General features: G+C 37.9%; 18 protein-coding genes. All 18 read right to left on the bottom strand.

What is annotated here, in order from left to right; translation table 11 throughout:
* Positions 1 to 173: 173 nt before the first annotated feature.
* On the bottom strand, positions 174 to 644 hold the full coding sequence (locus J4N46_RS01485; RefSeq protein ID WP_208057718.1) for a hypothetical protein: 471 nt from the start codon (positions 642 to 644) through the stop codon (positions 174 to 176).
* Positions 601 to 1,719: a methylmalonyl-CoA mutase family protein gene (locus tag J4N46_RS01490; protein WP_208057720.1), complete on the bottom strand. Its 1,119-nt coding sequence runs from the start codon at positions 1,717 to 1,719 to the stop codon at positions 601 to 603. The genes J4N46_RS01485 and J4N46_RS01490 overlap by 44 nt, the downstream gene beginning before the upstream one ends.
* Before the next feature lie 12 nt (positions 1,720 to 1,731).
* Positions 1,732 to 3,006: an NAD(P)/FAD-dependent oxidoreductase gene (locus J4N46_RS01495; RefSeq protein WP_208057722.1), complete on the bottom strand. Its 1,275-nt coding sequence runs from the start codon at positions 3,004 to 3,006 to the stop codon at positions 1,732 to 1,734.
* 12 nt (positions 3,007 to 3,018) lie between these two features.
* Positions 3,019 to 5,424 carry an efflux RND transporter permease subunit gene (locus tag J4N46_RS01500; RefSeq protein ID WP_208057724.1) on the bottom strand — a complete coding sequence of 802 codons (2,406 nt, stop codon included), beginning with the start codon at positions 5,422 to 5,424 and terminating at the stop codon, positions 3,019 to 3,021.
* 69 nt (positions 5,425 to 5,493) lie between these two features.
* Entirely contained in the window at positions 5,494 to 6,021 is a 528-nt protein-coding gene (locus J4N46_RS01505; protein ID WP_208057726.1) for an NUDIX hydrolase, read from the bottom strand.
* A gap of 65 nt (positions 6,022 to 6,086) precedes the next feature.
* Positions 6,087 to 6,986, bottom strand: coding sequence for a tRNA (adenosine(37)-N6)-dimethylallyltransferase MiaA (miaA, locus tag J4N46_RS01510; protein WP_208057732.1), 900 nt, complete (start codon positions 6,984 to 6,986; stop codon positions 6,087 to 6,089).
* Entirely contained in the window at positions 6,970 to 7,875 is a 906-nt protein-coding gene (locus tag J4N46_RS01515; RefSeq protein ID WP_009415922.1) for an ion transporter, read from the bottom strand. Before J4N46_RS01515 ends, miaA begins: the two co-directional genes overlap by 17 nt.
* 2 nt (positions 7,876 to 7,877) lie before the next feature.
* Positions 7,878 to 8,540 (bottom strand): alpha/beta hydrolase, encoded by a 663-nt coding sequence (locus J4N46_RS01520; RefSeq protein ID WP_009415921.1) that lies wholly within the window; start codon positions 8,538 to 8,540, stop codon positions 7,878 to 7,880.
* A gap of 7 nt (positions 8,541 to 8,547) precedes the next feature.
* On the bottom strand, positions 8,548 to 9,807 hold the full coding sequence (locus J4N46_RS01525; RefSeq protein ID WP_208057745.1) for a dihydroorotase: 1,260 nt from the start codon (positions 9,805 to 9,807) through the stop codon (positions 8,548 to 8,550).
* A 68-nt stretch (positions 9,808 to 9,875) separates the two neighbouring features.
* The gene (locus J4N46_RS01530) at positions 9,876 to 10,397 is read right to left on the bottom strand and encodes a DUF7935 family protein (protein WP_009415919.1); all 522 of its coding nucleotides are present in this window, start codon (positions 10,395 to 10,397) and stop codon (positions 9,876 to 9,878) included.
* A gap of 7 nt (positions 10,398 to 10,404) precedes the next feature.
* Positions 10,405 to 11,802, bottom strand: coding sequence for a TlpA family protein disulfide reductase (locus J4N46_RS01535; RefSeq protein ID WP_208057746.1), 1,398 nt, complete (start codon positions 11,800 to 11,802; stop codon positions 10,405 to 10,407).
* A 91-nt stretch (positions 11,803 to 11,893) separates the two neighbouring features.
* The gene (locus tag J4N46_RS01540) at positions 11,894 to 12,697 is read right to left on the bottom strand and encodes a rhomboid family intramembrane serine protease (RefSeq protein WP_208057751.1); all 804 of its coding nucleotides are present in this window, start codon (positions 12,695 to 12,697) and stop codon (positions 11,894 to 11,896) included.
* Positions 12,694 to 13,800 (bottom strand): lipid-A-disaccharide synthase, encoded by a 1,107-nt coding sequence (gene lpxB, locus J4N46_RS01545; protein WP_208057753.1) that lies wholly within the window; start codon positions 13,798 to 13,800, stop codon positions 12,694 to 12,696. Before lpxB ends, J4N46_RS01540 begins: the two co-directional genes overlap by 4 nt.
* A gap of 6 nt (positions 13,801 to 13,806) precedes the next feature.
* Entirely contained in the window at positions 13,807 to 14,538 is a 732-nt protein-coding gene (locus J4N46_RS01550) for a peptidylprolyl isomerase (protein ID WP_208057754.1), read from the bottom strand.
* Between the two features lie 9 nt (positions 14,539 to 14,547).
* Positions 14,548 to 15,312: an alpha/beta fold hydrolase gene (locus J4N46_RS01555; RefSeq protein WP_208057755.1), complete on the bottom strand. Its 765-nt coding sequence runs from the start codon at positions 15,310 to 15,312 to the stop codon at positions 14,548 to 14,550.
* Between the two features lie 2 nt (positions 15,313 to 15,314).
* On the bottom strand, positions 15,315 to 16,667 hold the full coding sequence (locus J4N46_RS01560) for a peptidylprolyl isomerase (protein ID WP_208057756.1): 1,353 nt from the start codon (positions 16,665 to 16,667) through the stop codon (positions 15,315 to 15,317).
* Between the two features lie 65 nt (positions 16,668 to 16,732).
* The gene (locus tag J4N46_RS01565) at positions 16,733 to 17,992 is read right to left on the bottom strand and encodes a hypothetical protein (protein WP_208057757.1); all 1,260 of its coding nucleotides are present in this window, start codon (positions 17,990 to 17,992) and stop codon (positions 16,733 to 16,735) included.
* Positions 17,973 to 19,145 (bottom strand): AIR synthase related protein, encoded by a 1,173-nt coding sequence (locus J4N46_RS01570; RefSeq protein ID WP_208057758.1) that lies wholly within the window; start codon positions 19,143 to 19,145, stop codon positions 17,973 to 17,975. The genes J4N46_RS01565 and J4N46_RS01570 overlap by 20 nt, the downstream gene beginning before the upstream one ends.
* Positions 19,146 to 19,180 lie beyond the last annotated feature (35 nt).

Genomic DNA, 19,180 nt, shown 5'->3' on the forward strand with positions numbered 1-19,180 from the left:
TATGTGTAAAAATCTATTATTTGTTATTCTTTTTTATGTTAATTCCACTGATTTTCAGCCTATAGAGTAGTCTCTAAACACTACACCTTAAAAATATTTGCAAAGGTGCAAAAAAAATATCACTTAGCAAAATAAATCGTAAGTTTTTTTTATTTTTTATTTGTATCGTTTTTCTATATAGTATAAAAAACATCTATACTACGCCCTACCAAACTATTTTCTATCAGCATCCTATTTGCTGCCGAAGCCAATTCTTTATGAGCCTCATCACACAGCAACTCATCAGCCTGCGCTATAAGTGCGTATAAATAAGCCTCTATACTTGTTACCCAGCAAGCTATGGGCAACTTCTTTCCCAATGTGGCTGCCATTGCACGCAATTTTCGCAAGTCCGCTATACTTTCATACAGCCTATTTTCATCAAGTAGGTAAAGGATTCTATATGGCTCATTTGGCACAAATTGCATTACCAACTGCTTATTATGGTCTTCTTCCAAAAGCTCCACCGCTGGCAAGTAATACGAAGGCAAATGCGCTATATTTTCCACGACCTTCAGTTCAGGCATTTTCTTCAAATACCCCATATAGTCATATCCTCGTTCATAAGGCGGAAGTCCTGCTATTTGTGTCGTCTTTTTGTCCATATTGCTTTTCTATCTTTTCCCAAAGCCGTTTAGCTACAAGTGGTATTATCACTCCTTTTTCTGCTTGTCTTTTGCTAAACGGATAAAAATCCCACTCCTTCCTGCCGTAAAAAGTCAATGTAGTCCCTGCCAATAAGGCATCGCATTGTTTATCAAAAATCGCCTGTTCCTCATCTGCCTTTTGCTTTATTTGCCGCTGCAATTTATTGCTATTAAGCAGCATAGTAAAACCTCCAGCTTTCATCACTTGCTCCAATAATTCAGATGATTTTTTATAAATTTCATAACTCAATGCCTCAATAGCGCAAGCTCCATTAAGTAGAGCCGACTGTCGGTTGTTAAGCAATTTATTGATAACGCCCACATTTTCCTTTTCTATATTCAAATGGCTCTTTTTAAAAAACAGCGGATTTTTAGGCAACAGATAATCCACCCCACCCAATACAGCTCCTTCATAAGCCAAATGCACGTAATTCCTATTGTAATCCCCTTTTTGCAAACTTAGTCCTCTATTAGAGACCTCTGCTATCAGTTGTATATTGTACTGTGGAAAACACTCTGAAAGTAACCTTCTAAAAGCTCGTAATTTTGCAATTTCCAACAATAAGCTACCTCCTACCGCCACTTTTATAGCAATATCCCTACCTTGCAAAGCACTTATATTTTCTGTTATTTGCGCTATCGCAAAAGCAATTTGTTGCACTATGGTAGCTCCTGCATTCTGGTAAGCAGTTACATCTACAAGGCTTGTAGCAAAAATGTAATTAGCCTCTTTAAGCAACCATTGTAACACCTCCGCTTGGGTTGTGTCCTGCTGTATTACAAGCAAAAAATCACCAACCGAAAAACCTTTCCATAAACTAATACGTGCCAAAGTAAGCTCCTTATCTCGTACAAATAGCGGTATCATTACTTGCGTCTTTACCCCTACTCCAAAAGATTCCTTCACATTCTCAGCAGTATAAAATGGCAGTATAGGAATACCCTCGTGCGAGGTATATACCAGCGACTGATAATCCTCCCCCTGCAATTCGTATTGCAAAGCTTGTTTCCATTGTTTTACTGCTATGTCCATCAGTTTTTAGCCTTATCCCTTCGCTTTTTCGTTAGGTTTTAGTACCATTCGGTATGATTGGTCTTTGCTAATGTAGTAACCCACCCAATTATAAAAAGCACGCATCTTATTTCTAAAATTCACTAACGACATTATATGAATAAAAGCCCAAATAGCCCACGCCCAAAAACCTTTAATAAAAATATTTTTAGGCAAATCAGCTACAGCTTCGTTTCGTCCTATAATAGCCATAGAACCTTTATCTACATAGCTAAAAGGTTTAGGTTTTTGAAAGTCGTTATTCATATTAGCAGCTAGGTTATCAGCTTGTTGTATTGCTACTTGCGCTAGCTGAGGGTGTCCTTCAGGATAATTAGGGTCAGCAGTCATAATGCACGAGTCGCCTATAGCATAAATATTATCAAAACCTTCCATTTTGTTATATGCATCAGTCTTCATACGTTTGCCGCGTCCCAAATATTCCTTATCGTCTATCCCTTTAAAGGTTTTTGCCGATACCCCTGCTGCCCATATCAAGTTACGCGCTTCCAGTATAGTCCCGTCCGAAAGTACAACCTCATCATTCACAAAATCCTTTACGAATACCCCCATTTTCAGTTTTACTCCTTTTTTCAAAAGGGCTTTCTCGGTATATTCTTGAGCTTTTTTTGACATAGGAGCAAGCACCGTTTTTTGCCCATCTATAAGGTAAATATCCCCCAAATCCGATTGGCTCAATTCAGGGTAATCTTTTTTCATAATATTTTGCTTCATTTCAGCAAAAATACCCGAAAGTTCCACCCCTGTAGGTCCCGCACCTGCTATAGCAAATGAAAGCAGCTTGCGGCGTACTTCTTTATCCTCTGTTCGTGTTGCACGCTCCAATCGCGTGTATACCAAATTGCGCAACATCAGCGCATCACCCACCGTCTTCATCGGCATCGCCTTCTCTTCTACATTCTTATTGCCAAAGAAATTAGACTCCGCACCCGTTGCCATTACCAAAATATCATAGCCAAGCTCTCCGTTGCTAAGAATAACTTTATTTTCAGCAGGCACTACCTCTTTTAGCACCCCCATTCTAAAGCGCGCATTTTTATGCTGTCTGAGCAATCGCCTAAAAGGATAAGAAATAGAAGAAGGCTCCATAAAGCCCGCCGCCAATTGGTATAGTAAAGGTGGAAAAAAATTATAATTATTAATATCCACCAAAGTAATATTGTATTTATCCGAGCGGTCAAGTCCTTTCATCAATTGCAAGCCTGCAAATCCACCGCCCACAATCACTACGTGTTTCTTATTTTCCATAAGATTTTTAATTTAGTTTTCTTTTTCATTGTGTTGTTCCTCTTCTTCTTTCGGAAATATATCAATATTAGGTTCCTTAATAGTGTGTTTGTTTGATAGTGAGCGTTCCAACGAAAGCAATAAACTTGGCAATAATATCAAATTCGTCATCATTGCAAATAGTAAAGTTGCCGATATTAAACCTCCAAGAGCCTTCGTACCTCCAAAACTTGACAATAAAAATACCGAAAATCCAGAAAGTAATACTACAGAAGTATAGAACATACTTATACCCGTTTCTCGCAACGCCCCATACACCGATTTACTAATTTTCCAATTACGCGCCACCAGTTCCAAACGATATTTTGCTAAAAAATGAATTGTATCATCTACCGAAATCCCAAAAGCAATACTAAAAACCAATATTGTCGAAGGTTTTAGTGGAATACCAAAATACCCCATCAAACCAGCAGTAATAAGTAATGGTAACAAGTTAGGTATCAGCGAAACCACTATCATTTTAAACGATCTAAACATATATGCCATTATCGTTGCAATAAGCAATATAGCTAATGCCAATGACCAAATCAAATTGCTCGCCAAATAATTCGTCCCTTTGGTAAATAAATAAGCCTTACCCGTAATTTTTACCTCATATTTATCACTCGGAAATAGTTTTTGTGCCTTATTATAAATATCCTCCTCTATTTGTTGCATCTTTTCTGTGCCTATATCCTTCATAAAGGTAGTAATACGCGCCGTTTGTCCTAACGAATCCACATAAGCCGAAAGAATATTGGCTTTGCCCTTAGAATTCTTTATATAAGAAAGTATAAAAGTCTGTTCTTGCGAAGTGGGCAAACTGTAATATTTAGGATTACCATTATAGTACGCCTGCTTCACATATTTCACCAAGTTTACTATTGAAAGAGGTTTAGATATTTCAGGTATTTCCTCTATATGACTGCAAAGCTCATCTATGCGCTTTAAGTTTGCCAACTTGGTAACTCCGTTTTTCTGCTTCGTATCAATAGTAATTTCCAAAGGCATAATACCCCCATAATTCTTCTCAAAAAACGAAATATCATCAAAAAAAGCTGCCGATTTAGGCATATCCTCTATCAAACTACCCGATACTTTTATTTTGTAGATACCTATAATACTTGCTACAAGCAAGCCTATTGCCACCACAAATACAGCTATTCTGTGATGTTTCACCGTATTTTCTATAAATTTAATCAAGCCTCCTATCCAATTGCGATGTAAGTGTCGCAAGTGTTTCTCTTTAGGTATAGGCAAATAACTATATACAATAGGAATAAACAACAGCGATATAAAAAATATAGATAATACGTTGATAGAGGCAATAATACCAAATTGTTTCAGCAAGGTACTTTCTGTAAAAATAAAAGTAGCAAAGCCTATTGCCGTAGTAAGGTTCGTAAGTAGGGTAACATTACCCACATTACCTATCACCCTAACCAACGATTTTGCCTGATTACCGTGCTTGCTGATTTCTTGTTGGTATTTATTAATCAAAAATACACAATTAGGAATACCTATCACAATCACCAATGGGGGTATTAAGCCGGTAAGTATTGTAATTTCATAGTCAAAAAGTCCTAAGAATCCAAATACCCACATTACTGCTATTGATACAACTCCCAGCGAGATGAGCATAGCCCTAAATGAACGGAAGAAAAAGAAGAAGATTAATGATGTTGAAATAAGTGCCGCAATGATAAAAAGCCCTATTTCGTCCATAATATTTTGAGCACTAAGCGTACGTATATAAGGCATCCCCGAAGTGTGTACCTTTAGCCCTGTTTGTTGCTCAAACTTTTCAATAATAGGTATAAAATCATTCAGTATAAAATCCTTGCGGGCTTTCGTATTGACGATTTTTTTATTCATATACACCGCTGTTTGCAGTGTATTGGTCGCTTTGTTGTAAATAAGATTTTCGTAAAAAGGAAGACGTTCAGAGAGTACTTGTCGCAAGCTATCAGCTTCTGCTTGTGTTTTAACCTCTTTTGTAATGAATTTATGGGTAATAAAACGCTGTGTAGCCGTATCTTTTACCAATATTGGCAAATTATCAATAGATATTACAGCATCTATTTGCTTAAACTGTTTTAGTTCTTTGCTAAGTGCTATCCATTTATTCAATACATCGGGAGTATAAATATTAGGATCATCAAGTGCCAGCAATATAAGGTTTCCTTCTTCACCAAATTTAGAAAGAAAATTTTTGTACTGCATATTTACAGGGTGATCATCTGGTAACATATTTGCTTCTGTAAAAGTGAAGCGTATATACTTCCACTGCGATGCCAAACCTATTGTAATGGCAACCAAAAGTAGCAAAAATGTAATTCTATTGCGCAAAATTAAACCTGCAATATTACTCCAAAAAGCTGCTTTAACCCATTTAAACATTTACAAATTATTTTTATATTCAGGCAGCAAAGGTACAAAATAATGTTTAATTATCAATAATTATTTTTTTTAGATTGCCAATTCTTTATTGATAATCATCTCGGTTACAGTTCTTATAGATAAAAATCCTATCTTATCAACTGGGATTTCAGCTATAGGAAACCACTCAAGAGATTTTATTTCATCAGGAGCTGTTATAGATAGTTGTGTAGTGGGTAATTCACATAAAAAAAACATATCCATTGTTCTGTAAGGCACTTCTTTGTATAGATAGTTATTAGGAAAGGTTGTAAGAAAGCGCATTTGCGATGGTACAACCTCTATGCCCAACTCTTCTCTCACTTCACGACAAGCAGCCTCTTGAGCTGTTTCATTAGGATCTATAAAACCACCTGGCAGGTCTAATTTTCCTTTGTCAGGGTCTATATTTCGTACTGTAAAAAGTATCTTATCACCTTGTTTAAAAACTACTGCTACCGCAGCTGCTATATTGTGAAAATAGGTAAAACCACAATTGTGACACTCAAAACGCACATTGTTAGGAAACTCTATATCTGTAGAAGTACAATTGGGGCAATATTTAAAAATACTTTTCATACTCTTATTTATATTTTTTATCTATTATTTAGTTTGTCATCGCCAAACGGCAAAAAAGAAAAGCACTAAATACCAAGCACTACTTCTTCTAATGAACTTCTATAATCAAACCATTTAATTCGTTTATCTTTCTGAAACCACGTAAATTGACGCTTTGCAAAACGGCGTGTGTTCATTTTTATTGCTTCTATGGCTGCCTCAAAACTGCACTCTCCTTCAAAAAAAGAGAACAACTCTTTATATCCTACAGTTTGTAGCGCATTCAGGTGTTTATAGGGCATCATATTTTGTGCTTCTATCAGTAGCCCTTCTTCAAGCATCATATCCACACGCTTATTGATACGTTCATACACTTCTGTTCTATCTGCGGTAAGCCCTATCTGCACACTTGTAAAATCCCGCTGCTTCTCCTTTCTTTGCAAGAATGAAGAATAAGGCTTCCCCGAAGCTCTACACACCTCAAGTGCCCTGATAAGTCGCTGAGGATTTTGTACGTCCATTTGGTTATATTGCACCTCATCTAAAGTTTTTAGCAGCTCTTGTAGGTACCCAATACCTTTTTGTGCATAAGCCTCGTTCAGTTCCTGCCTAATTACTTCATCTACTTCGGGAAAATCGTCCAAACCATCAATAATTGCTTTGGCATATAAGCCACTACCGCCCACCATTACTACTACATCGTGTTTTTTGAACAATTTATCTAACAATGCTATCACATCACGCTCAAAATCTCCCACCGAATAACTTTCAAAAATACTCTTGTGTTGTATAAAATGATGAGGTACCTGCGCCAATTCCTCTGCCGAAGGAACAGCAGTACCTATACGTAATTCTTTAAAAAACTGACGTGAATCACACGATAGTATTTCTGTGCCAAAGTGAGTAGCAAGAGCTATTGCCATACGTGTTTTTCCTATAGCAGTAGGTCCCACTATCGTTAGTAATGTTTTACGTTTGGGCTGCATCTATTCTTTTTTCTATTAATAAATGTCCACACTCCGAACAATATTTCGCATCAGGCAAATGTTGCGTATTACCACAATGATTGCAAATTATCTTCTTTTCTCGTTGTGCTATTTCCTCACGGTAGTTCATTTCTTCTTCCTTCAAAATATTAGCTCGCGATACTTTTGTATATTCAGCCGTTACAATACCTGTAGGCACCGCTATAATACCATAACCTAATATCATTACTACTGCTGCTACCAGCTGTCCCAAAGTGGTAGAAGGCGATATATCGCCATAACCCACTGTAGTAAGGGTTACTATACACCAATAAATACTGCGCGGAATACTTGTAAAGCCATTTTGGTGTTTTTCTATAACGTACATCAAGGAACCTAATAATATAGAAATTACCAATACAAAGTATACAAAAACTATAATCTTATTACGGCTTGCCCTAAGTGCCATTTTCAGTTCTTCCCCTTGGTTCATAAAAGTTACCAAATCAAGAATACGGAAAATACGCAACAAACGCAATGCTCGTACTACCGAGATAGCTTTCGTATAGGGGGTTATAAATGATAGATACATTGGCAATATGGATATCAAATCAATGATACCATACATACTGAAGATATAGCGATATGGTTTTTTATTGCTAATGATACGAAGTATATATTCTATTGTAAAAAAAACAGTAATAATCCACTCCATAAAAACTAATAATCCGTGCAAGCGATGGTCTATGCCTTTTACGGTTTCAAGCATCACCATTATCACACTAACGGTTATTAGTGCCAAAAGCACAAGGTCAAAAAGCCTGCCTAAGCGTGTATTAGTTCCATAAATAATCACGTAAGCCAGCCGCTTGAAAAGTTCATACTTCTCTTTAAACTCTTTCTTAATCATTGCTAATCCTTGTTTGTAAGCCAATCTCGAAATGAATAAAAGTTTTGAGGCGATACACCGTGCCCTACAGGATATTCCTCGTATTTGTATTTTATTCCTAATCGTGCTAATATTTCGGGTGTTTTCCTCGCCCATTCCACAGGTATTACTTGGTCGCTCGTGCCGTGCGATACATAAATGCGTACCCCTGTATGATCTTGTTTTTCGTAACCCTCTTTTATAAGTTCTTCGTTTAAATAACCACTCAGTGCAATTACATTGCGTATTTTATTAGGATATGAAAGAACTATTGCCATACTCAATATACTTCCTTGGCTAAAGCCGAGCAAAGTAATATCGTTAGTATCCAGCTTATATACCTTGCAAGCCTCCTCTATAGCGTGCATAATCAAATCTCGCGACTCTATCGCTTGTTGGTTATCACTCCATTTATTTTGGTCTGCATCAAAGTTAATCATATACCACGCATAACCAAAAGTAGCCAAATGATAAGGTGCTCTAAAAGAAATAATCATATATTCTGGCGGCAAAGCATTTGCAAACGAGAAAAGATCTTCTTCGTTGCTACCATAACCGTGTATCATAAAAATAACTGGCGGTAATTCCACTTTTAATAACGGTTCTCTAAGAATGTACTCCAATGGTAATTTTTTATTTGCATTCATAGTTTCTTTATGCGTTGTTTTCTTTTGTTATCACCTTATTGTTTGCTATTACACCCACTACACTTCCTTGATGCTCAGCACCTATAAAAGCACTGTTTTTTGAAGCTGAAAGTATATCTTCTTTTCTAAAAATATGCGTACCTTCTGTTCTAAAAATAGTAAGGTCAGCTATTCCATTTTCTTTTATAGGGTGTGTTTCTATAGCAAAACGCTTTCTAGCAGCTGTAAGTAAGTCTACTGCTTTTTCCACCGAAACATACTTGCTCAATATCCCCCACATATTTTCCAACCCTATAGTGCCAAAAGCAGCCAAATCAAATTCTTTAAATTTTAATTCTATGTCTAAAGGGTTATGGTCAGAAGTTACAAAGTCTATCACTCCCTCATTTAGTGCTGCTCTCAAAGCCGCTACAGTAGCAGCATCACGCAATGGTGGCAATACTTTATAGTTCGTGTCAAAATCTTCAAGTACCTCGTCTGTCAAATGCAAGTTAGCAAGGGCTACACTACAACTCACATCCAATCCTTTCTTTTTAGCTTCCCTAATAAGTGCTACCGATTGCTGGGTTGAAATTGTAGGAATATGCAGCTTTCCCCCCGTATATTCCAATATAGCCAAATCACGCGCTACACATAGTTCTTCTGCCAAAGGGGGTATCCCTTTTAGCCCTAAGCGTGTACTCTCTTTGTACTCGTGCACCACTCCTTTACCCATAATTTTAGTATCATTGGCAAATGAGATAACCAAACCTCCAAATGGCTGCACATATTGTAAGGCAATCTTCAGCAAATTGCTATTAGCTATTGGCTTTTTATAATCGCCAAAAGCCACAGCTCCTCCTTGTTGCATATCGTAAAGCTCCGCAAGATAATCGCCTTTGCTCTCCACCGTCAAAGCTCCTATAGGGTGTGCCGTAGCTGCAAAACCTCGTGTTTTATCCTTTATATACACCACCCCCGATTGGCTATCCACTACAGGATGCGTTAGCGGATTTACCAGCACGTGTGTAAAACCACTCCTTTCCGCAGTACGCATTCCATTAGCCAAAGTTTCTCGTTCCTCATAACCTGGCTCCCCAAAGCACACACTGCTATCTGTCCAGCCCTGCGAAACAAATATATTTTCAATTACACTATCAGCCTCTATCGTTCCTAATGCTTCTCCTATCTGTCTTATTACTCCATCTTCAATCAATATATCCTTGATAGTATTATGAAAAGCACTCTCTTTATCAATAATATGTGCTGACTTTAAAAGTATTTTCATAAGAAAAAAATTAATAATCCACAATTAAAGAGGTCGTCCTATCAAGAACAACCTCTATATACTATATATTATCTTAAAAACTGACGAACTTCGTCTTTCAAATGGCTAAGCGCACTCGCTGTGGGCGTACTCCTATCTATGTACTCCTTAAAAACAGTCTCTACCATAGCATTCGCATCAGCCACCTCATTATTATAAGCTGCCTTCCTTATTACTTGTATTGTAGCTGCTTTGGCAGTACGTATAATGTTCCACAATTTAGGCGTTAAGTAAATTTGTTGTGCCAAATTGTGCTCAAATTCTTCATCTATACTATTCACCAACAGCATCTCGTATTCCTTCTTTGATAATGTTCGAGGAGGAATCCGCAAAAACAACTGCTGCGGACTTATACGCTCCAAAAAAAGCGTCATTCGCTCATAGGCTTGCAACCTGATAGGCAAAGCGTATTTGTGCGCCTCTTGTTGCAACAAAAACAACCGTTTGCGGTCTTCATTCTCTATGTGTATCCTAAAAAAATAGAATGCCACCGCTCCCACTATTATAGCAGGAATACAATACATTACCAGCGTAATAATCTGATTTGTCATAACTAAATTATGATTCTTTTAGCAATAATATCTTTTCTAAGTTAGGACTAAAAATATCTTCAAATGCCGATATAATTCGCCCATTTTTATCTATAATCAATGATTTATTGATATTGTTGATTAAAAACTTCTGTGATAAATCCATAAAGTTGATAGAGTGATATTGGTCTGTCCATTTAGTACGCTCTATTTGCTTACGCCATTGGTGCTTGTCTTGCCCTATATCTATCCCTACAAACTTTACATTAGGAAACAACTGTTTTAATTGTGCTATCCTATCAAATATAAGATTAGAAAGTTCTTGTTGGCTCACCGACCAAAAATAGTAAATTGTTACCTCCTGCCTCTGTATCTGCGAAAATTTTGTAGGCTCTCCCTTTGTATCTATCAAATCAAAGTCCGGCGGTATCTTCCCTGCTTGCAAGGCTACTACATTCCCAAAAACCTTATCAAGTTCTGCCTTGTGCTTATTATCTTTGTTATACGCTGCAAATTTATCAAAGTAATCCTTATAAGCTATATGTCCCTGAATGTTAAACACATAAGCATAGGCAGCATTCCTATACAAATTATCTCGCAAGTTCCCTTTACTAAACAAGCTATCTATAATCTTTATTTTCTCTAAATGAAATCCAAGCTCCCTACTCACATCCACCAGTGTTTGCCTATCACGAGTATATTTCGTAAAAGCAAGATTATTCACATACATCACCATATAGCTGTAATACGGACGAAAATACTCCAAAAAAGTATTATTGTAATTAATTCGCTTTCTATAATCGTAAAAATTAGCAGGCAAACGATCTGTTATAGCACTTCCATCTACATCTTGATATACAAACGGATATATCTCCATCTCTTTGTAAATAGGAAATGTAGCACTCACTAGTGCCAAATCTCTTGCTCGTGCTGATAATCTAGGATTATTTTTTACAAAATTATTGTATTCCTTTTGCTTTTGTAGGCAAATAGAATCCATTACTCGTTTATAAATAACAGGTGGCAATCTGTGGTATGCCTTAAACAAGCTCTCTTGAGTGTCAAACTCACTCGCTTGCAATATAATAAAATTATTTACACCTGCCCCTTTGCCCGAAAATGAAATACTCTCTGCAAACCTAAAAGCATTGGCATACACCACCAAACTATCTTTAGGTTCTAAAAACACATACTGATAATTCTTATCTATCTCAAAATTGTAAAGCTTACTCTCAAATAACTTCATATTAAATATGAAATTCTTATCCTTGGTCAAATAAGCCGTATCTATAGGAACATCATCAGCATATAGGGTTACTTGCATATCCTTTGCGTTAGGAAAAAATCCTCGCAAAACCGTATTGTCCTCACCTTTCCTATTACAAGAAAATAGAAACAATAAAATTATAAGCAATAGTCTTCTCATCTGTCATTAAATCAATTTTCATTCAACTTTGCGCAAAGATACAAAAAACATCTCACAAATCAATGTTAATGAAATGTTAAAAAATCAACCGCTACCTATCCCTACTGGCTTCAAACAAAAATCTCTTCTCTGCTTCCGTCAAACTGTCATAACCACTCATCCCTATTTTCTCCAATAACTTATTGATTTTTAGTTGTTTTATCCTTTGTTGTTCAGCTGCTATAGCCTTTTTTTTCTCTATAGCTGCCTCTTTATCATTTAAAAATATTTTTCGCAAGGCAACATTATACCTACTTAATAAAGCATAAATAAGCCCACCAATAGCTCCTCCCAAATGAGCTATTTTACCACCTGGGTTTTCTGTAAAATTAAACATATCCAGCACCATTACCCCTACAAACAAGTAAATTAATGGTATGCTCAGCGTGAATAAATTTACCTTATGTCGTGGCGTTTTTATTGCCATATAAGCTAGCAAACTCATTATGCCCCCCGATGTCCCCAACAACATCGTGTGCTCGGTAGCCTCCCTGAAGAAATATCCCTTTCCCAAAAACAACACACCTCCTGTAATTATACCCACCAAAAACACCTCCCAAAAACGCTTCCATTCCAAAAAATGAAACCATATACGCCCTATAAAAAATAAAAAAAGCATATTGCCTAAAAAATGCTCAAAACTCACGTGATAAAAGGCATAGGTGAGTATGGTAAATGGTCGTTTCACAAATAAAGAAAAATCTTCAGACAAGCAAAGCCAACGATTCAGTGTCTCTACCTCAATGAGCTCCGTAGCTACAAACACTTTCCCTAATAAAAATACCCCACTTATTAGCAGTATAAGCCTATCCGATAGATTAAGGTTCATCTGTTGCCAATAAATATCTCTCTTCATTCTCCTATAATTAAAGCCGCTGTTTTTTCACTCGCTCCTTTGCCTCCCAATTTTTCCCGCAACAATACATAGTTTTTAAAAACTTCATATCTATGCACATAGGTTGTGAGCTTGTGCAATTCCTTTTTCAAATTTTCAGTCGTCAAATCTCCTTGTATAAGCTCTGTAACCACAGGCTTGTCCATTATTAAGTTTACTAACGATATATATTTCAGCTTAATAACGCGTTTTGCTATTTCGTATGAAATTCTATTCCCTTTGTAGCACACCACCTCTGGCACATTCAGTAGTGCCGTTTCCAAAGTAGCTGTACCACTTGTTACCAAAGCTGCATACGATAGTGATAGCAGGTCATAAGTCTTGCCACTCACAAAATGCACGTTTTCATTGCAGATAAATTGCTCGTAAAAACTGTAATCTATCGCTGGTGCCCCTGCTATTACAAACTGATATTCGTGAAAATCATCTACTACCGTTAGCATTACTTTTAGCATCTTGGCTATTTCTTGCTTCCTACTGCCTGGCAGCAGTGCTATGATAGGGCGTTTGTCCAATCCATTAGCTTCTCTAAAGGCTTCTTCATTCACTTCTTCTCGTTGCCCTATAGCATCAAGGAGCGGGTGCCCCACAAAATGCACCTCATATTGGTGCTTTTGCTCGTAAAACTCCTTCTCAAAAGGCAGTATTACGTACATTGCATCCACATCTCGTTTTATAGCTTTTATGCGGTTCTCTTTCCACGCCCATATTTGTGGCGAAATATAGTAATGTGTCGGGATATGCTGCTGTTTTGCCCATTTAGCTATCCGCATATTAAAACCTGGGTAATCTATAAAAATAAGCACATCTGGCGCAAAAGCAGTAATATCTTTTTTGCAGAAGTCTATGTTTTTCAAAATAGTGCGCAAGTTAGTAAGCACCTCCCAAAAACCCATAAAAGCAAGGTCTCGGTAGTGCTTCACCAGCGTCCCTCCTGCCTGCTGCATTTGGTCGCCCCCCCAACAGCGAATCTCTGCCTTGGGGTCTTTTTTGTATAGTTCTTTCATCAGGTTAGCCCCATGCAAATCACCCGAAGCTTCTCCTGCTATGATGTAGTATTTCATTGCTCGCTATTTATTGAGAATAACAACCTTCATCTTTATATCTCGTTTAGGCCAATTGTCCCTGCCTTCTGTCTCCACCTGATTAATTTTATCCGCAACCTCCATTCCTGCTATCACCTTGCCAAAAGCTGTATAATGCCCGTCTAAGTGATATGCTCCTGGCTTTTGCACCACTATAAAAAACTCATAAGGCGATGCAAATTGGTGCGGATTGTCTATATCGCTACTCGGCATCGATACAATACCTCGGTGGTGCTTAAATCCTTTTTTTGTGTCAGGAGGCAGTAGGTACGAACCTATTGCAGCTCGGCGTCTGCTTATTTTCCAACTTTCCGAATTTCCCCCTTGTATCACAAAATCCTTCACTACTCTGTGAAATACCGTACCGTCAAAATAATGCTGCTTTGTCAAAAAAATAAAATTCGCCCTATGGTAAGGCGTTTCGTTAAAAAGCTCTATATCTATATTTCCGTAATCGGTAATAATACGCACATAACGTTCTTTATGTTGTTTTTCGTATTCGTACAAAAAAGGTATTGCTGAATCGGTAGTGAGTGTCTTGCTAAGCACACTACCTTCCGCTTCATCTGTTTTAGCCTCTTTATCTTTTTCGTTGGTGGTAGGTGTTGCTGTCTCCGCTACTGTGGTTGTAGTTGTGGTCTTTTTTTGTGACGTCTCATTTCCACTACAAGCCACCAGCATAAGCACCCCCAGCCCTATTGCCCAATATTTTACCATATTTTTTTACTAACAACTAAATGCCAACAACGCTTCCAGCGTTTCTGCCTCATTTTCTATATACGATAAGTGCCCACCTGAAAGAAGTGAATAGGTAGCCCCTGCACTATTTGCCAGTGCTACCAAGCTATCCGCAGGAATGAGCGCGTCATTAGCTCCTATAAATATATGTTTTTTTGCCGTCAATTGTTCAAATACTATCGTACGGTCTAAACGTAGCTTCATCCCCAGCGAAGCCGCTTTTATCCCTTCATTGTTGGTAGCCATTCCTATAGCTACCAATTTTTCCAAGGCGTCCTTCATCGCCACCTGATTTTCAGTACTAAATAGGTTCGTTACCGCAGCTCTCACAAATAGTTCTTTCTGCGTAGGTATAATCTTCAATACCCTATCCCTATTTTTCTTTTTTTCTTCACTGTCAGGAAGTGTAGTAGAGTTCATTAGGGCAAGCCCTTCCACCATTTCAGGATACAATTCTGCAAAAGCAAGTGCCACATATCCCCCCATAGAGTGCCCCACCAAGCTACAGCGGCTAATACCCTCTTTTTGTAGTACATCGCGCACCGCAGCAGCCATTAGCTCCATAGTGTGTACCTCAGCTATTACAGGCGTTTTGCCGTGCCCCAATAAGTCTATACAAAGCACTTGATGCTCGCCCGATAGTTTTTCGGCAAGTGATTGCCACACACTGCTATCTTCCAAAAATCCGTGCAAAAATACTATCGTTTTTGCATTTTTATCACCTTGTAATGTATAATATGATGAAACTTCCATCGCTATTTTTTTAGCCAATTGTTAGAAAATTCACACTTTCTGTATTCGCCTTTTACTGCTATATAAGTTTTTTCAATGTGTTCTTTCAGCCATTTACTAATAGCTTTTAGCTGTTTTTCTTTTAGTGCCAAATCTTGTATCTTTACGTAATCCTTCACAAAATCCGCTTGGTGTTCCTCTATACGATTGGTAATTTGGTAAATTCTATAACTTTTCTTACCCGTGCGGTCTTCATCTAAAAAAGGTACAGATACTTCATTGTCTTTTAGGTCTGATATACGCGCATAAAGTGAGGGTTCTATACGTGTCAGCTCAAAGCGTGTAGATAAGTCTTCAGGATTTATGAGTTGTCCTCCATCATTACGGGTCTCTTTTTCGTCAGAAAAGTTACGAGCAGCCTCGTCAAAGGTTAATTCTTTATTTACAATGCGGTCGCGTATTTTTGCTATTTTCTCTTTAGCCTCATTCAAAGCTTCATCAGGTATATCAGGCATTATCAAAATATGGCGTACACTCACCTCTTTCCCTCTTATTTTATCCATCTGAATAATATGCCACCCAAAACTCGACTCAAAAGGCTTTGATATTTCCCCTTCTTGTAGGGTAAAAGCTACCTCTTTAAATGCTTTGTCAAAAGCCGAATTTCTATTGAATGTAAGTACTTGTCCTCCAGTCGCTCTGTCTTGTGAATAAAGTATTGCCTTAGTAGCAAAACTCATCCCTTCCTCTTCCACATCTTTTTTTATGTCGTTCAGCTGGTCTATTACCTTTTGTACTGCACTTGGGGGTGCTACAGGGTTTACCACTATCTGTGCTATCTCTAATTCTGTACCAAAATGCGGACGTTCATCGGCAGGAATAGCATTAAAAAAGTTGCGCACCTCTTCAGGGGTTACTTCCACATCTTTCACCACCTGTTGCTTCATTCGTTGGGCAAGTGTATTCACCTTCAAGAGGTTGAAAAGCTCATCGCGCATAGCCTGCTCATCATCTTTTTTATAAAACTCCAATAGTTTTTTAATATCTCCCCCTAATTGAGCTGTCAAAAACTCAATACGTTGGTTCACTTGGTCGCGTATCTCAGCATCCGTAAGTTTAATACTATCCTGCACGGCTTGGTGTGCATATAGCTTGTCCTCCATCAGCTTGCCAAGCATCTGGCAGCGCGATATATCTTTAGTATCCACCTCCTGCTGGCGCAAATCTATATATGCTTTATCTATATCCGACTCCAATATCAAATAATCGCCCACTACAGCAGCTACTCCGTCTACTTTTTTGCGGCTCGTTTGTCCAAAAACTACCATAGTAGCCAATAACATTCCCAAAAATGTGAAAATCTTTGTTCTATTCATAAGTTTATTATTCTTCTCCTTTTAATAGGTTGCAAAAGTAATACTATTATTCTACAAATGCAATTTTATATATATTTTATTTTATAACACCCTATGCGCCAACCTATGGCTGGTAAGTAAAACAAGGCGGTCGCTACAAAAAGCCAATCGTATAACTCTGTAAGTATAGGATACTGAAACACAATTGCAAATCCCTTATAGGCTATCAGCAATTCTGTACTAAAAAATGCAAACAAATATATATAAAGCAAATAGCGATTTACCTTATATACTTCTTCCAAAAACAAGAACAGCCCGATGGTGATAATTCCCAAAAAATTGAAGTGCAAGTAGGTTATCAGCAGATCCATATTAGTAAAAAGATACTGCGTAAGCACAGGCAGGGTTCCAATGAGCATCAACAACACTTTTACGGCAAAAGCTCCTATAAAAATACTTGCCAAAAGTGTTCGTTCTTTGTGTTTCAAGTACAAATACCCTATCACACACACCGCTGCCAACCACATCAGTGCCGAAACTGCCCCCACTACATAGTAAATGGAATAACCAAAGTACCCCAACCACGAAACAAATAACGTGCCAATAATACCTATATGAAAACCTATAAATACTTTTTTTAGCAACTGAGGATAACGTTCTGCCCAACCGTATTTCTTTATAAAAAGCCCCATCAGGCTACTTAGCATCCAGCCGTTGTACTGAAAGTGCAAAAAAAAGGCAATAGCACACATATACATATCAGAGTATTTGCCAAATTTCACAATCATTACAGGCATCAACCAAATCCCTATACTTGATAATACAAGGTAAAACACCCCCATTTTTACAAAATCTTCCCCTTTTACCGCTCTTTTCAGCAACGAAACATCTTTTTCAGAATGTTTAAAATAAAATCTTGCAAAAATATAAGTACATATAATAAATACCGATGAAAAACTGATAGACACCGCTCCATAGCCCTGAAAAGGAAAACTAAAAAGCATTCCTAATACCGAAAACTGTGTGATGTAAAACAGCAACCGATAGTTAAAAAGCCGCCTATTTACGATGCGAATACCCCAAGAGTTCTCACCTACCTCATCAATATTCTTTTGAGGAAAACGAATAAATGTTCGCACCAATAGTGCCGAAAGTAGCCCATACACCCAGCCTAATAACGCCAAATGCGAATGAGTATGTACTATATTCCGATAATTAAAAGTAAAAGGATAGGCTACCACTGTTGCCGAACGCATAAATATCCCCAACAATACTACTATTGCAAAGTAAGTAAATGCCCATTTTACATCGGTACGTATATCCAATTTAGTATTCAAAAGTGCCATACTCACTCTTTATAGTCAGGCGTTTTTTATCCGAAACCTCTACGCGTCCTATCACTTGGGCAGGCACACCAAAGCTCTCCGAAATAGCTATCAAATCATTAGCTATCGCCTCATCTACATACAACTCCATACGATGCCCACAGTTGAACACTTGGTACATCTCCTTCCATTCTGTCCCCGACTCTTGTTGTATCAATTGAAATAGCGACGGTACAGCAAATAAGTTATCTTTTACAATGTGCAGATTTTCAATAAAATGTAGTATTTTTGTCTGTGCCCCTCCGCTACAATGCACCATACCATTTATTTGGGTATTGTCGTATTTTTCTAAAATCTTTTTGATGATAGGAGCATAAGTACGTGTAGGCGAAAGCACTAATTTACCAGCATCCAACGGACTCCCCTCTACTCTATCGGTAAGTTGTTTAGTACCCGCATATACCAATTCTTCAGGTACTGAAGGGTCAAAACTTTCAGGAAACCGATTTGCCAATTCCTTAGCAAATACATCGTGCCTTGCCGAAGTAAGTCCATTGCTACCCATACCGCCATTATATGCCGTTTCGTAAGTAGCTTGCCCATACGAAGCCAAGCCTACAATCACATTTCCTGCTTTGATGTTCGCATTATCAATCACCTTACTGCGGTGTATACGCGCCGTTACTGTCGAATCGACAATAATAGTGCGTACCAAATCTCCCACATCAGCGGTTTCCCCGCCCGTAGAGTAAATATGCACCCCGTGAGCTGCCAACTCTGCTATAAGTTCCTCAGTACCATTAATGATTGCCGAAATTACTTCTGCAGGAATAAGGTTTTTATTGCGCCCTATGGTGGAAGATAGCATAATATTATCCACAGCACCCACACACAGCAGGTCGTCAATATTCATAATCAGAGCATCTTGAGCAATTCCTTTCCACACACTCAAGTCACCTGTTGTTTTCCAATACATATATGCCAAAGATGATTTTGTACCAGCCCCATCAGCGTGCATCACAAGGCAATAGTTGTCATCGCCTGTAAGCATATCGGGTACAATCTTGCAAAATGCCTTCGGAAACAATCCCTTATCTATATTTTTGATAGCTTTATGCACCTCGTCTTTGGCAGCCGAAACTCCCCGTTGTGCATAGCGTTTGCTCACTTCCATTGTTTTAATTATTTATTTGTAACTTTCAAACCGCA

The organism is Capnocytophaga bilenii, assembly GCF_017565765.1.
Classification (GTDB): domain Bacteria; phylum Bacteroidota; class Bacteroidia; order Flavobacteriales; family Flavobacteriaceae; genus Capnocytophaga; species Capnocytophaga bilenii.